Origin of the sequence: Blastococcus sp. DSM 46786, from assembly GCF_900109665.1 — a bacterium.
In the GTDB taxonomy this organism is placed as follows: domain Bacteria; phylum Actinomycetota; class Actinomycetes; order Mycobacteriales; family Geodermatophilaceae; genus Blastococcus; species Blastococcus carthaginiensis.
Window position 1 is genome coordinate 166,977 of sequence record NZ_FOAO01000009.1, and the last position, 12,657, is coordinate 179,633.

The 12,657-nt window shown below is 75.0% G+C and carries 11 protein-coding genes and 1 tRNA gene; 4 read left to right on the top strand and 8 right to left on the bottom strand.

Annotation, left to right across the window (positions count from 1 at the left end; translation table 11 throughout):
* Positions 1–48 precede the first annotated feature (48 nt).
* Positions 49–888, bottom strand: a complete 840-nt coding sequence (rsmI, locus tag BMW62_RS10410; RefSeq protein ID WP_091930785.1) for a 16S rRNA (cytidine(1402)-2'-O)-methyltransferase — start codon at positions 886–888, stop codon at positions 49–51.
* A 94-nt stretch (positions 889–982) separates the two neighbouring features.
* On the opposite strand from rsmI, the gene BMW62_RS10415 reads away from it, so the two are divergent.
* Positions 983–2,518 carry a dolichyl-phosphate-mannose--protein mannosyltransferase gene (locus BMW62_RS10415; RefSeq protein WP_091930786.1) on the top strand — a complete coding sequence of 512 codons (1,536 nt, stop codon included), beginning with the start codon at positions 983–985 and terminating at the stop codon, positions 2,516–2,518.
* A 22-nt stretch (positions 2,519–2,540) separates the two neighbouring features.
* Here BMW62_RS10415 and BMW62_RS10420 read toward each other — a convergent pair whose 3' ends face one another.
* From BMW62_RS10420 to BMW62_RS10450, 7 genes are all read right to left on the bottom strand, one after another.
* Positions 2,541–3,185, bottom strand: coding sequence for a ScbR family autoregulator-binding transcription factor (locus BMW62_RS10420; protein WP_091930787.1), 645 nt, complete (start codon positions 3,183–3,185; stop codon positions 2,541–2,543).
* Positions 3,186–3,334: 149 nt separating this feature from the next.
* A tRNA-Ala gene (locus tag BMW62_RS10425) sits at positions 3,335–3,411 on the bottom strand.
* A gap of 66 nt (positions 3,412–3,477) precedes the next feature.
* The gene (locus BMW62_RS10430) at positions 3,478–4,182 is read right to left on the bottom strand and encodes a hypothetical protein (protein WP_244523951.1); all 705 of its coding nucleotides are present in this window, start codon (positions 4,180–4,182) and stop codon (positions 3,478–3,480) included.
* 190 nt (positions 4,183–4,372) lie between these two features.
* Positions 4,373–5,005, bottom strand: a complete 633-nt coding sequence (locus BMW62_RS10435; RefSeq protein WP_170852318.1) for a GNAT family N-acetyltransferase — start codon at positions 5,003–5,005, stop codon at positions 4,373–4,375.
* 11 nt (positions 5,006–5,016) lie between these two features.
* Complete coding sequence (glp, locus tag BMW62_RS10440) at positions 5,017–6,438, bottom strand: molybdotransferase-like divisome protein Glp (RefSeq protein WP_170852319.1); 1,422 nt, start codon at positions 6,436–6,438, stop codon at positions 5,017–5,019.
* Between the two features lie 115 nt (positions 6,439–6,553).
* Positions 6,554–7,474, bottom strand: a complete 921-nt coding sequence (galU, locus tag BMW62_RS10445) for a UTP--glucose-1-phosphate uridylyltransferase GalU (RefSeq protein ID WP_091930789.1) — start codon at positions 7,472–7,474, stop codon at positions 6,554–6,556.
* Positions 7,475–7,553: 79 nt separating this feature from the next.
* Positions 7,554–8,276 (bottom strand): FadR/GntR family transcriptional regulator, encoded by a 723-nt coding sequence (locus BMW62_RS10450; RefSeq protein WP_211435072.1) that lies wholly within the window; start codon positions 8,274–8,276, stop codon positions 7,554–7,556.
* Between the two features lie 125 nt (positions 8,277–8,401).
* Between BMW62_RS10450 and BMW62_RS10455 the strand changes: the two genes are divergently transcribed.
* From BMW62_RS10455 to BMW62_RS10465, 3 genes are all read left to right on the top strand, one after another.
* Positions 8,402–9,739 carry an SLC13 family permease gene (locus tag BMW62_RS10455; protein WP_091930790.1) on the top strand — a complete coding sequence of 446 codons (1,338 nt, stop codon included), beginning with the start codon at positions 8,402–8,404 and terminating at the stop codon, positions 9,737–9,739.
* An 85-nt stretch (positions 9,740–9,824) separates the two neighbouring features.
* Entirely contained in the window at positions 9,825–11,039 is a 1,215-nt protein-coding gene (locus BMW62_RS10460; protein WP_091930791.1) for a CaiB/BaiF CoA transferase family protein, read from the top strand.
* Complete coding sequence (locus BMW62_RS10465) at positions 11,036–12,556, top strand: carboxyl transferase domain-containing protein (protein ID WP_091930792.1); 1,521 nt, start codon at positions 11,036–11,038, stop codon at positions 12,554–12,556. The genes BMW62_RS10460 and BMW62_RS10465 overlap by 4 nt, the downstream gene beginning before the upstream one ends.
* Positions 12,557–12,657 lie beyond the last annotated feature (101 nt).

The following is a 12,657-nucleotide window of genomic DNA, read 5'->3' on the forward strand; positions in this document are numbered from 1 at the left end:
CGTTTTCCGGCTCCAGACGCACGTAAAGCTTCCTATGCCGCGAAGGCGTCAGGCGTTCTTGGCAGCGACGACGGCGTCGAACACGGTGCGCTTGGGCAGCCCGGTGCGCTCCACGACCGCCCGGATGGCGTCCTTGCGGGTGGCGCCGGCGGCCTCCTCCTCGGCGACCGCGGCGGCGAGCTCCGGCCCGGTGAGCTCCACGGTCCGCTGCGGCGCACCGGCCACGACCAGCGTGATCTCGCCCTTCACGCCGCCGGCCGCCCACGCGGCCAGCTCGCCCAGCCCGCCGCGCCGGACCTCCTCGTAGGTCTTGGTCAGCTCCCGGCACACAGCGGCCGGCCGGTCGTCGCCCAGCACCGCGGCGGCGTCGGCCAGCGCGTCGGCCAGCCGGTGCGGCGACTCGAAGAAGACCATCGTCCGCCGCTCGTCGGCCAGCGCGGTGAAGGTCGAGCGCCGCTCCCCCGCCTTGCGCGGGAGGAAGCCCTCGAAGCAGAAGCGGTCCACCGGCAGTCCGGAGACCGCCAGCGCCGTCGTCACCGCCGAGGGCCCGGGCACCGACGTGACGTCGATCCCCGCGTCGATCGCCGCCCGCACCAGCGTGTACCCGGGATCGGAGACCGAGGGCATGCCGGCGTCGGTGAGCAGCAGCACCGTGGCACCCGAGGTGAGCGCGTCGAGCAGCCCGGGCAGCCGCGCCCGCTCCACCGACTCGTGGAAGGTGACCACCCGGCCGGTCAGCGTGACCTCCAGGTCGGCGGCCAGGCGGTGCAGGCGGCGGGTGTCCTCGCACGCCAGGACGTCGGCGCCGGCCATCGCCGCGCGCAGCCGCGGGCCGACGTCCCCGGGTTGCCCGAGGGGCGCCCCACCCAGCACCAGCCGTCCGCTCACCCGCCGAGCCTGTCACGACCGGAGCGGCGGGCTCGCCCGCAGGGTCCCGGCGCGAGTACCGGGGACGGGCGGGTCCGTTCACTACCCTGGCCGCATGGCGGTGCTGGCACCCGGGCGGGCGGAGCACGACCCGCAGGGGCCCCCGCGGCGACCGGTCCCCCGGCTGCGCCGCCCGCCGTTCCCCGAACGGCGCCGCGACGTCGTCCCGCCGCTGCCCGACGACCGGCGGACGGCCTGGACGATCGCCGCCGTGCTGGGGGCCCTGGCGCTCACCCTCCGGCTCTGGGGCATCGGCTACCCGCGGGAGCTGGTCTTCGACGAGGCGTACTACCCGCCCGAGGCCCGCGAGCTGCTCACCTGGGGTTTCGAGTACAACCGCGGCTACTCGTTCATCGTGCACCCGCCGCTGGGCAAGTGGCTCATCGCGCTCGGGGAGCAGGTGTTCGGCTACGACTCCTTCGGCTGGCGCTTCCCCTCGGCCCTGGCGGGGTCCCTCGCCGTCGTCCTGCTGTTCCGGCTGGCCCGGCGGCTCACCGGCTCCACGCTGGTCGGCCTGTTCGCCGGGGTGCTGCTGCTCGTCGACGGCCTCCAGTTCACGCTGTCGCGGATCGGCCTGCTCGACATCTTCCTGCAGGTCTTCGTGCTGGCCGCCGTCTCCTGCCTCGTCGTCGACCGGGACGTGGTGCGCGCCCGGGTGCGGGCGGCCGCGGGGGTCGGCGCGACCGGCTTCCGGCTCGGCCCGCGCGGCTGGCGGATCGCCGCGGGCGTGCTGTTCGGCTGCGCCTGCGCGGTGAAGTGGAGCGGGGTCTGGTTCCTCGCGTTCTTCGCCGTCCTCTCGCTGTTCTGGGACCGGGCGGCCTGGCGCGCGGCCGGCGTCCCCCGGCCGACGCGGACCGCCGCCCGCCGAGGGCTGCCCGGCGCGCTGTGGGCGCTGGCCGCCGTCCCGGTGCTCACCTACCTGGCCAGCTTCACCGGCTGGTTCCTCGGCGAGACGTCGCAGGGCCGGGCGTGGGCCCAGCGGAACCCGGAGACGGCGTTCCCGTGGGTGCCGGACGCGCTGCGGTCGCTGTGGCACGAGCACGCGGAGTGGCTGCGCTTCCACAACGGCCTGTCCAGCCCGCACCCGTGGGAGTCCGGGCCCTGGTCGTGGCTGGTCACCGGCCGGCCGATCCTGCTCTGGAACCCCCAGGGCCTCGTCGACGCCGACGGCGAGCAGGTCATCCGCTACATCCTGATGGTCGGCACGCCGACGCTCTGGTTCCTCTTCGCCCCCGCCGCGATCTGGCTGGTCTGGCGGATCGTCGCCCGGCGGGACCCGGCCGCGGTGCCGGTGGCCGTGGGCATCGCGGCGGGCTGGCTCACCTGGTTCCTCAACCTCGAGCGCACGATGTTCCTCTTCTACATGGCGCCGGTCATGCCGTTCTTCGTGCTGGCGGTCGCCCTGCTGCTGCAGGACGTCGTCGGCCGGCCGGGTGCCGGCGAGTGGCGCCGCCGCGTGGGGCTGGCCGCGGCCTGCGGCTACGTGGCGATCGTGGCGGCCACGTTCGCCTTCTTCTGGCCCGTGCTCACCGGCCAGCCCCTCTCCTACGCCGAGTGGGCGCAGCGGATGTGGTTCCCCTCCTGGTTCTGAACCCCGCCGGCCGGCCGGGAGCTCAGCTGAGGGATACGGGGCGCAGTTGCGGGAGGACCAGCGCCCAGAAGGAGTCCAGCCGCCCCTCCAGGTCGCGCCGCGCGCTGAGCTCCTGCGACACCTGCTGCATGCCGAAGAAGCTCGCGACGATGACCTGGGCGGTACCCACCGGGTCGGCGCCGGGGTTGATCTGCCCCCGCTCCTGGCCCTGGGTGATCAGCTGCGTGAGCGCGTGCTGCCAGCCGACGTAGGGCTGCGGCAGCTTCGCCAGCGCCTCGGGGGGCAGCTCGGCCATGAGCCGCTTGGAGGCGCGGGTGACCGGATCGGTCGCGAACTGCCGCCCCGCGACGTAGGTGGCCGCGACCAGCGCGTCGAGCGCGTCGTCGTGGGAGTCCATGACGCCGCGCAGCAGGACCGGCCACGTCTCGAACATCTGGTGCACGACGGCGACGGCGACGCTCTCCTTGGACTCGAAGTGCCAGTAGAGCGCGCCCTTGGTCATGCCGGTGCCCGCGACGATGTCGCTCAGCGAGGTGGCCGCGTAGCCGCGCTCCCCGAACTCCCGGGCGGCGACGTCGATGATCAGCTGCCGGGTGGCGGCGCTGTCGCCGGCCCGCCCGCGCGCACGCCGCGGCGCCGGGGAGGCCCCGACCGGTGACCGAACCATCGAACCGCCTCCCGTGGGGACGCCGTGCCCCGTGTCGCCGGGCAGCTTAGCCAGCGGGACGGGGCGATCGGGACGGGGCGATCGACCCGCCGACGCAACGACGACGGCGCCGTCGGGGAACGGTCCCCCGACGGCGCCGGTGCGTCGTGTGGTGGAGCTGAGGGGATTTGAACCCCTGACCCCCTCGATGCGAACGAGGTGCGCTACCGGTCTGCGCCACAGCCCCTTGTGCGGATGGAAGACTACCGCCCGCACGCGCCGGCCCCGCCACCGGGGCGGGCCGGCGCGCCTCTCAGCCGTTGACCACCCGGGCGGCCGGGTACTCGTCGATGTCGGCGAAACCGATGTCGTCGTCGTCCAGCCCGACGACCGCGCTGTTCTGCCACCCGGCCGGCGCCGGGGTGCGCGCGGCGACCACGCGGCCGGGGCGCAGGGCGTGCACCGGGGCCAGCGGGACGCTCGGGTGGGCCAGGGCCGGCAGCGCCTCCTGGGCGACGGTCTCGTGCACCTCCGACGACGTGCGCTGCACCGGCGCCGGTGCAGGCCGGGCGGCCGGGCGGGCCGGCGCACGGAGCGACTGGCGCGCCGCAGCACGGGCGGCGCGGCGCGCGGCCAGCCGCTCGCGGCGGGCGACCTTGCGGAGCACGAGCACGTAGCCCGCGGTCGCGAGGGTGGCGACGGCCTGGAGGGGCCACAGCCACGGCGTGAGCAGCAGGGCGCCGGCCAGCGAGGCGAGGGTGAGCAGCACCAGGCCGCCCAGCACCCGGCGGCGCACCGCGTGCACGTCCACCGTGAGCTCGCCCGACGTGCGCAGCACCGCGCGGTCGATCGACACCCGCTCGGTCTCCGCGTGCCGCACGGGGTCCACCGCGCGACGCCGCTGCAGGGTCCGTCCCGAGTCGGCAGCCTCGACCCGGCCGTCCTGCCCGTCGCCGCGGGTCACCACCATGGGCACCAGCACGACGAACCACAGCACGACCAGAGCGGCCAGCAGCACACCCGATCCCATACGACACCACCCGTCACATCAGTCACTCGCCCGGCGAGGTTAAGCACCCCGGACGGCGGGACGAGGGAGGCGCGCGGGCGTGTCGACGATGTGTTGTGGGACCGGTGTGACAGGAGACGGCGTGTCCCCCGCGACCACCTCGGCACCGGCCCCCGCGCGTGCTATGCCGACGAGCCGATCAGTCGACGGGTCGACCCGGCGCCGACCGCTCCCAGCGGTCCAGCACCCCGCGCGGCAGGTCCTCGGCGAGCAGCGCGTAGCTCAGGTGGTCGCGCCAGTCGCCGTCGATGTCGAGGTAGCGGCGCAGCAGCCCCTCGCGCTGGAACCCGAGCCGCTCCACCAGCCGCTGGCTGGGCCCGTTCTCCGGGCGGATGTCGGCCTGGAGCCGGTGCAGCCCGGCCGGGCCGAAGGCGTGGTCGCACACCAGGGCCACGGCCAGGGAGGCGATCCCGCGGCCGGCCACCGATCGGTCGATCCAGTAGCCCAGGTACCCGGCGCGGAGCGCTCCCCGGACGATGTTGTCCACGGTGACCTGACCGGCCAGCCGGCCGTCGACGCGGATCGCGAAGGGCAGCGTGGTGCCCGTGCGGGCGCGCCGGGCCATGACCCGGCGCATCGCCCGGTAGCCCGCGGGGCCGTGCCGGGCCTGCCAGGACACGGGGGCCGTGGGCTCCCAGGGGCGCAGCCAGTCCTCGTTGGCCAGCCGCACCCGACTCCACTCGGCGGCGTCCCGGCGGTGCAGCGGGTGCAGCTCCACCGGTCCCCGGGCGAGCCGGGCCGGCCAGCCGGGGTGCAGCAGCGGATCGGTCACGGCACGCGCGGTCAGCCGCCGAGCAGCAGCGGCATGACGGTGACCAGCCCGCCGGCGGCCACCTCGGTGACGTCCTCGTCGATGACGATCAGGCAGTTCGCGCGTGCCATCCGCGCCAGCAGGGCGTCGGTGGCCTCCCCCACGGGCTCGACCACGTAGCCGCCGTCGGGATGGCGCATCACGGTGCCGTGCAGGTACTGGCGGTACCCCAGCGGTGAGAGCAGGTGCTGACCGGAGATCGCCTGCACCGTGCGCCGGAACAGCTGCCGCTTGCCGAGCATCAGGCGGATGGCGGGCCGGACGAACACCTCGAAGGAGACCAGGGCCGCGACCGGCTCCCCCGGGACGCAGATGACCGGCACCTCGTCGCGCCCCAGCCGGCCGAAGCCCTGGGCCGGGCCGGGGTGCATGGCCACCTGGCTGACGCGCATGCCCCCGAGCCCGGCCAGCGCCTCCTGCACCATGTCGAACGCGGGGCCGGTGAAGGTGCCGGAGACCAGCACCAGGTCGCTGCGCAGCAGCTGGCTCTCGAGCACCTCGGCCAGCCGCCGCTGGTCGCCGGGCAGGATCCCCCAGCGGTAGGCGTCGGCCCCCGCGTCGCGGGCGGCCGCGGCCAGCGCGTAGCTGTTGACGTCCACCACCTGCCCCGGCGCGAGGGGTGAGGTGATCTCCACCAGCTCCGTGCCGGCGCTGAGCACCGCCACGCGCGGGCGGGGCCGGACGAGGACGCGGTCGCGCCCGACGGCGGCCAGCAGGCTGATCTGCGCGGGCCCGATCGGGGTGCCGACGTGCACGGCCGGGTCACCCGGGGTGACGTCGTCACCGGTCCGGCGCACGTAGCTGCCCACGGGTGGCCCGGCCTGGACGGCGACCCGCGCCGCACCGTTGTCGGTCCACACGGCCGGGACGACGACGTCGGCCCCGGACGGGAGCATCGCCCCCGCGGCGACCCGCATCGCCAACCCCGGGCCGATGGACGACGGCTCGCTGGCCCCCGCGACGCTCTCCCCCACGACCGGCAGCTCCACCGGCCGGGCGACGGTCGCGTCCGCGACGTCCTCGGCCCGCACGGCGTAACCGTCGAGGGCGGCCTGGTCGAACGCCGGCAGCGCCCGCTGGCTGACGACGTCCTCCGCGCAGAGCAGTCCCTGGGCGTCGAGGACGGCGAGCTCGATGGGATCCGGCTGCGGCACGGCGGCCAGGATCTCGTCGAGGTGCCGCTCGACGGTGCGCACGAGGGGTGAGGCGTCGGAGCGCCCGTCGGCGGGCAGCGGCACCGGGCCGGTGAGCGCGCGCTGCGGCGCCACCGGGCCGGACGGGGCGCCGACCGGGCCGGTCCGCCGGGGCGGGGCCATGGGCATGTCGACCTGCGCGGTGTCCCGGTGGCCCCGGAACTCCCCGCCGTTGCTGCCGTCCTCGCTCTGCCCGGGCATCCTCACCACCGTCGTCCCGCCGTGCCGTCCGCCGGCACCGCCCCGTGCGGCAGCGCCGCCCCTGGCCGGGGCCGGCGTCGTGCCACGGGTCCGATCGTGCCCTCGCGGGCGCCGGTCAGGACGGCGACGCGCCCTCGGGGGGCAGCTCGGTGACGAAGTCGCGCAGCCACCCGCGCAGGGCGGGGCCCAGGTCGTCGCGCTCGGCGGCCAGCCGGATGACCGCCTTCAGGTAGTCGAGCTTGTCGCCGGTGTCGTAGCGGCGGCCGCCGAAGACGACGCCGTGGACCGGCTCGCCGCGCTCGACGAGCGTGGCGAGGGCGTCGGTCAGCTGGATCTCCCCGCCACGCCCGGGTGCGGTCTCCCGCAGGACGTCGAAGACCTCCGGCGCGAGCACGTACCGCCCGATGATGGCCAGGCTGCTGGGGGCCTCGTCGACGGGAGGCTTCTCCACCAGGCCGGTGACCGCCACGACGTCGCCGCCGTCGTCGGTGGGCTCGACCGCCACGGCGCCGTACTTGTCGATGTTCTCCCGCCCGACGTCGAGCAGTGCGATCACCGAGCCGCCGTGCTCGGCCTGGACGGCCAGCATCTGCTCCAGCAGGTGGTCGCGGGCGTCGATCAGGTCGTCGCCCAGCAGCACGGCGAACGGCTCGTCGCCGACGAAGGCGGCCGCCTGCAGCACCGCGTGGCCCAGCCCGCGGGCCTCGCCCTGACGCACGAAGTGCACCTGCGCCACCTCGGTGGACTCGTGCACGGCGGCGAGCCGCCCGTCGTCGCCCTTCTTCTCGAGGGCGGTCTCGAGCTCGGGGGCGCGGTCGAAGAAGTCCTCGATGGCCGCCTTGCCGCGGCCGGTCACCATGAGCACCTCGGGCAGCCCGGCGCGGGCGGCCTCCTCGACGATGTACTGGAGGGCCGGCCGGTCCACCACCGGCAGCAGCTCTTTGGGCACGGCCTTGGTCGCGGGCAGGAACCGGGTGCCCATGCCTGCGACGGGGATGACCGCCTTCCGGGCCGGACGGGTGCTGGGGTTCGGCATGGCGGCAGCCTAGCCAGCGCCCACCGGCGGTCCCGGGTCCCGGCGCCGTGCATCACCCGTCCCGGGCGGTGGCCGGGTCTCAGCCGTCGTCGTCGGCCAGCAGCGGGACGTCGGAGACCAGGTCGATGTGCGCGGTCATCGCGGCGGCGGCCGCCGGCGCGTCGCCGGCGCGGATGGCCTCCGCGATCGCCCGGTGCCCCTCGAGGCTCCGCTGCGGTCGCCCCGCCTGGGACAGCGACTCGATCCGGCTTTCCCGGATGAGGTCGGCGATCTCGGCCATCAGCCGGCCCAGCAGCGGGGAGTGCCCCGCCGCCGTCACGGCCGCGTGGAAGCGCTCGTCCCCGCCGACCCCGCGCCCGCCGCGCCGGACGTCGTCGCCCATCGCCGCGAGAGCGGCGTCGATCTCGGCCAGATCGACCTCGGTGCGGCGCCGCGCGGCCAGCGCCGCCAGCCGGACCTCCAGCGCCTGCCGGGCCTCGATGACGTCGCCCAGGTCGTCCCGCCGGGCGCGCAGCGCCGCCAGCACCGTCTCGGTTCGCGGCGCGGCGAGCAGGACGGTGCCGTCACCGTGGCGGACCGATACCACGCCGGTGACCTCGAGGGCGACCAGCGCCTGGGCGAGAGTGGCCCGGCTGACGCCCAGGCTGGCCGCCAGGTCGCGCTCCGGGGGGAGCCGGTCACCGGGCCCCAGACCGCTCGTGCGGGCCCAGGAGATCAGCTGCTGGACCACTCGCTCGTAGAGGCGCGGCGAGCGGCGCAGCGGCTCGGGTTGGGCGATCGGCAGCTCCTCGCGCGCGCTCACGGGACCTCCCCTGCATGCTGGCCGATGTGCTCCTTGACACAGTGTGCCCCCCGGCTAGAGGCTAGGCCACTGAGCCAGTGATCCAGCGCGCACCGACCCATCCCCCGCCGCCGTAGGAGACCCCCTTGTCCCCCGAGATCGTCACCATCCTGGCGCTCGTCGTGATCTTCGCGATCGCGACCGTCCTGCCGATCAACATGGGTGCGCTGGCCTTCGTCGCCGCCTTCGTGGTGGGCACCCTCTCGGTCGGGCTCGCGACCGACGACATCATCGCCGGATTCCCCGCCGGGCTGGTGCTGACCCTGATCGGGGTCACCTACCTGTTCGCGATCGCCCAGAACAACGGCACCGTCGACCTGCTGGTCCGGGGCGCGGTGAAGTTGGTCGGCGGCCACGTGGCGGCCATCCCCTGGATCATGTTCTTCGTCACGGCCGTGCTCACCGCCATCGGGGCACTGTCCCCGGCCGCGGTGGCGATCATCGCGCCGATCGCGCTCACCTTCGCCGCCCGGCACGACATCAGCCCGCTGCTGATGGGGATGATGGTCATCCACGGCGCGCAGGGCGGCGGCTTCTCGCCCATCAGCGTCTACGGCGTGACGGTCAACGGGATCGTGGAGAACGAGGGGCTGCCCGGCAGCCCGCTGGCGGTCTTCCTCGGCGCGCTGTTCTTCAACATCGCCATCGCGATCGTGCTGTTCTTCGTCCTCGGCGGCCGGAAGCTCCTCGGTCGCAAGGTGGCCGCGGAGCCGGTCCCCCACGCCGAGCACGCCCACGGCACGGTGGTGCGCGGCCACGGCGCGGCGCCCGGCCCCGGCGTCGGCGGGGACGACGACGAGCGCGCCCACCCCGACCGACCGGCGCCCGTGCGCTTCGAGCAGGTCCTCACGCTCGTCGGGCTGGTCGTCGTCGCCGTGCTCGCGCTCGCCTTCGACCTGGACATCGGCTTCGTCGCGATCACCGTCGCCGTCGTCCTCGCGCTCTTCTCCGCCGCGCAGCACAAGGGCGCGGTGAGCCAGATCAGCTGGTCGACCGTCCTGCTCATCGCCGGCGTGCTGACCTTCGTGTCCGTCCTCGAGGAGGCCGGCACGATCGACTACGTCGGCGACGCCGTCATCGGCCTGGGGGTGCCGCTGCTCATCGCGCTGCTGCTGGCCTACATCGGCGGCGTGGTGTCGGCGTTCGCGTCCTCGACGGCGATCATCGGGGTCGCCATCCTGCTCGCGGTGCCGTTCCTGGAAGAGGGGTCGATCAGCGCCGTGGGCGTGGTGGTCGCCCTGTCGGTGGCCTCGACGATCGTCGACGTCAGCCCGTTCTCGACCAACGGCGCGCTGGTGCTGGCCAACGCCCAGGACGTGGACAAGGACCGCTTCTACAAGCAGATCCTGGCCTACGCGGCGATCGTGGTGGCCGTCGGACCGCTGCTGTCGTGGCTGGTGTTCGTCGTCCCCGGCTGGCTGTGACCCGGCTGGCCAGAGATACTTCACCGCTGAGACACTTCCGGAGCGCAGCCACCGGAGCCGCGCCCCCCGAGCGAGGGAGCACACCATGCCCGGACCGCTGGACGGCGTCCTCGTCGTCGACCTGACCCGCGCCCTCGCCGGGCCGCACGCCGCGATGATGCTCGGCGACCTCGGCGCCCGGGTGATCAAGGTGGAGACGCCGGGCACCGGCGATGACACCCGCAGCTGGGGGCCGCCGTTCGTGCAGCCGTCCACCCGGGGCGGTGGGGCGGGTGGAGACACTGCCGACCGCGAGTCGACGTACTTCCTGTCCACCAACCGGAACAAGGAGTCGATCACCCTCGACCTCAAGGACGAGGCCGACAAGACGGTGCTCACCGGCCTGCTCCAGCGCGCTGACGTGCTGCTGGAGAACTTCCGGCCCGGCACGCTGGCCCGGCTGGGCTTCGGCACCGACGTGCTCGCCGAGCTGAACCCGCGGCTGGTGACCCTCGCGATCAGCGGCTTCGGCCACGACGGCCCCGAGGGCGGCCGCGCGGGCTACGACCAGATCGCCCAGGGCGAGGGTGGCCTGATGTCGCTCACCGGGTCCGGGCCGGAGGACCCCCAGCGGGTCGGCGTCCCGATCGGCGACCTGCTGGCCGGCATGTACGGCGCCTACGGCGTGCTCGCCGCGCTGATCGAGCGGGGCCGGACCGGCCGCGGCCAGGTGGTGCGCACCTCGCTGCTCGCGGCGATCGTCGGGGTGCACGCGTTCCAGGGGACGGCGTGGACGGTGGCGGGGAAGGTCGGCGCGGCGCAGGGCAACCACCACCCCTCGATCGCCCCCTACGGGCTGTTCCACTGCCAGGGCGGCAGCGTCCAGGTGGCCTGCGCCAACGACTCGCTCTGGCGGAAGCTGTGCGCCGAGTTCGGCTTCGACCCCGAGGCACCCGGGATGGCGACCAACGGCGACCGCGTGGAGCACCGCGCGGAGGTGATCGCGCTGCTGGAAGGGGCGTTCGCCGACATCCCCGCCGAGGACCTGCTGGCCCGGCTGGCGAAGGTGGGCATCCCGTCGGGCAAGGTCCGGTCGATCGACGAGGTGTACGGCTGGGACCAGGTGCTGTCCCAGGGTCTGCTGGTCGACGTCGACCACGCCACCCTCGGCCGGCTGCAGCTGCCCGGGCCGCCGCTCCGGTTCTTCTCCGCCGGGCCGGAGGGCGAGACCGAGACCACCCGCCGCGAGCACACCGCTCCCCCGGTGCTGGGTGCCGACGGCGACGCCATCCGCGCCTGGCTGAACGGGCCGGCCGCGTGACCGCTCGCCCGGACGCCCGCAGCCTGCGCGATCTCGTCCTCGACGCCGGGTCGTGGCAGTCCTGGGACTCCCCCGTCCCGACCCGCGACGTCCCGGCCGACTACGCCGCCGAGCTCGATCGCGCCGCGGAGAAGTCGCGGCAGGACGAGTCGGTGATCACCGGCGAGGGCCGGTTGCGCGGGCGCCGGGTCGCCGTCGTCGCCGGGGAGTTCGGCTTCCTCGCCGGGTCGATCGGGGTGGCCGCCGCGGAACGGCTGATCGCGGCGGTGGAGCGGGCCACCGACGAGGGCCTGCCGCTGCTGGCCGCGCCGGTGTCGGGCGGCACCCGGATGCAGGAGGGGACCGTCGCCTTCCTGCAGATGATCGGCATCACCGCGGCCATCGCGCGGCACAAGGAGGCGGGCCTCCCCTACCTGGTCTACCTGCGCCACCCCACCTTCGGCGGCGTGCTCGCCTCGTGGGGGTCGCTCGGGCACGTGACCATCGCCGAGCCCGGCGCCTCGATCGGTTTCCTCGGCCCGCGGGTGTTCGAGGCGCTGTACGGCGAGCCGTTCCCGGCCGACGTGCAGACCGCCGAGAACCTGGCCGAGCACGGCCTGATCGACGCCGTCGTCCCGCCCGAGCAGATCGCGGAGGTCGCCGACCGCGCGCTGCGCGTGCTCTCGGCGCGGCAGACCTGGCACCTCGACGTGCGGGACGCCGAGCGCCCCACCGCCGAGGACGGCACCGACGCCGACGATCCGGAGGACGGGCGCACCGCGTGGGACGTCGTGACGGCGTCGCGGCGCAAGGACCGCCCCGGGGTCCGCCGGCTGCTGCGGACCGCGGCGACCGACGTCGTCGGGCTCTCCGGCACCGGCGCCGGCGAGAAGGACCCCGGGCTGCTGCTGGCGCTGGCCCGCTTCGGCGGGGCGCCGTGCGTCGTGCTGGGGCAGGACCGGCGCGGGCAGTCGATGTCGGCGCCGCTGGGGCCGGCGGCGCTGCGCGAGGCGCGGCGCGGCATGCACCTGGCCGAGCAGCTGCGGCTGCCGCTGGTGACGCTGATCGACACCCCCGGCGCGGCGCTCTCCCGCGAGGCCGAGGAGGGCGGCCTGGCCGGGGAGATCGCCCGCTGCCTGCACGACCTCGTCGTGCTCAGGGCGCCCACCCTCGCGGTGCTGCTGGGTCAGGGCACCGGCGGTGGCGCGCTCGCGCTGGTGCCGGCCGACCGGGTGCTGGCGGCGGCCAACGGCTGGCTGGGCCCGCTGCCGCCGGAGGGGGCCAGCGCGATCGTGCACCGCACCGTCGACCGGGCCGACGAGATGGCCGCGCACCAGGGCGTGCGGGCCACCGACCTGTGGCGGGCGGGGATCGTCGACCGGGTGGTGCCCGAGCGGCCCGACGCGGCCGACGAGCCGGCCGAGTTCTGCCTGCGGCTGGGCCGGGTGCTGGGCGAGGAGCTGGCCGGGCTGCTCAGCCGCGACGACACCGAGCGCTTCCGCACCCGGCTGCACCGCTACCGCCACCTCGGCCGCTGACCTGCTTGTTGATCAGGTGACAGTGAGGATGTAGGCGGGCCCCGCAGCAACCGTTCCTGACCCTTCAGGTGACTGACCTCGGGTCTTTATCCGGATCTGTC

What these genes read in the sequence shown, in the direction of transcription:
- BMW62_RS10460 (WP_091930791.1), top strand. Translation starts at nt 9,825, where the DNA reads ATGCCCGGACCGCTGGACGGCGTCCTCGTCGTCGACCTGACCCGCGCC.
- glp (WP_170852319.1), bottom strand. Translation starts at nt 6,438, where the DNA reads ATGCCCGGGCAGAGCGAGGACGGCAGCAACGGCGGGGAGTTCCGGGGC.
- BMW62_RS10420 (WP_091930787.1), bottom strand. Translation starts at nt 3,185, where the DNA reads ATGGTTCGGTCACCGGTCGGGGCCTCCCCGGCGCCGCGGCGTGCGCGC.
- BMW62_RS10415 (WP_091930786.1), top strand. Translation starts at nt 983, where the DNA reads ATGGCGGTGCTGGCACCCGGGCGGGCGGAGCACGACCCGCAGGGGCCC.
- galU (WP_091930789.1), bottom strand. Translation starts at nt 7,474, where the DNA reads ATGCCGAACCCCAGCACCCGTCCGGCCCGGAAGGCGGTCATCCCCGTC.